General features: G+C 43.2%; 2 protein-coding genes and 1 pseudogene. All 3 read right to left on the reverse strand.

Going from position 1 to position 1493, the window contains the following annotated elements:
- Positions 1-278: 278 nt before the first annotated feature.
- Positions 279-419, reverse strand: a pseudogene (locus tag A3761_RS25960) (transposase domain-containing protein); the annotation flags it as partial.
- A 32-nt stretch (positions 420-451) separates the two neighbouring features.
- Positions 452-1138, reverse strand: coding sequence for a transposase (locus tag A3761_RS23530; RefSeq protein WP_068507732.1), 687 nt, complete (start codon positions 1136-1138; stop codon positions 452-454).
- 129 nt (positions 1139-1267) lie between these two features.
- The coding region (locus A3761_RS23535; RefSeq protein WP_197473207.1) for a 2OG-Fe(II) oxygenase at positions 1268-1493 on the reverse strand (226 nt) is incomplete at its 5' end.

Below are 1493 nucleotides of genomic sequence, written 5' to 3' on the forward strand. Positions count from 1 at the left end.
CTCTTGAACTACCAAGTCTGACAGGTATCACTGCCGCAATATCATACTTATTAAACATTTCTCACCATTTTATAAGGTCCTATTGTCATCGAGCGACTCAGCCTCCTCTTTCTTATCACTTCGTTCATTGTAACAACAACTTAAGCCTACCAACTCCATCACCGCAACGTGACGGTATACTAAATTACAGCCCTATATAGATTATCTGATTACATCATAGAAAACGAGCCACCTAATCTTTAAGTTATACAAGATCCTTGTAAGCGTCTGGGCATTACCTATTGATCAGCCTTCCCGTTATGTGGCAATAACTCATCCAGCCGATTATTCTTATGCGACGGTAATCGGTTAAGCACATCTTTCTGATAGGCGTATGCTTCCAATCCATTCATCTTGGCGGTTTGGATTAACGACATAATTGTAATGTTTAAGGGGACGGAGGGATTATTTATTAGCCATTTTTTGGTCTCCCTCTACGCATCTGGCCAATCTTTTGCCCTGTCTTCTCGGCAACTTGGATCTTGAACCTATCGGAACCCAGCGGTTGGCAATAGTGTTCTGCTAACCGAATCCCGTGCACATCTGAGCCACTCAAGCTTTCTTTAAATAACTCACGATATTGATAGCATCTTTGCTCTATATCACTGCCTAACTCAAGATACAGTTCATGCGGAGTTGTCACAACATGCTCATCACCATAGGCATTTGAGCCATAGCTACTCCATTTGTACTCTTCCGGCCGCTCAACCATTTTCGCTGTCACCGGATTTAGTTCGATATATCGATAACATTTCAACAAATAGGCCACCCCATCAATAGGGCTTGATTTGTGCCTACCTTCCCATAACGTTCCTGTGCGCTTGTACGTCTTATTAAAGTACTGCGCATAACGGCTACCCAACACCTTCATCACTTGAGAAATACCATCTTGCTCTGAAGCTGTCATAAGTAAATGCACATGATTGGTCATCAAAACATAACTATGAAGCGCCACATTGTAACGGCTCAGTACCTCGCCTAGAACATGCAAGTAAAATTGGTAATCTTCAGGTGAGTAAAAACAGGCTTCTCGATTATTCCCGCGCTGAACAATATGAAAGGGCACGTCAGGCAAATACATCCTTTTTCTTCTCGGCATCGCAAACTCCTTTTTGCGTATGGATTAAGAATCATTGAAAGTATCAGAGTTTGGGTTTACGGAGAAGTTTGTCTGCTGGTCAATTAATAATCCCTCCGTCCCCTTTCTTTACTTTTCTCTCATTTCGTTTTACTCCGGCGGGTCAACCCGGTCCGCCGAAGAAGTATTCACCCGAAACCAACCCGCAATCGAGTAGCGATCCTTTTTAGCTGGCAGCACTTCATGCGGAAACTCTTCACTAAGAAAGACCACCAGTGTCGCGAAGCTAGGAAGCACTTTTTGCCCTTCTTGATCATCCTGATCCTTGTATACAACTAACTCACCGCCATCCTCTTGCGTCCAGTCTTTATTAAAA

It is taken from the genome of Oleiphilus sp. HI0123, assembly GCF_001635315.1.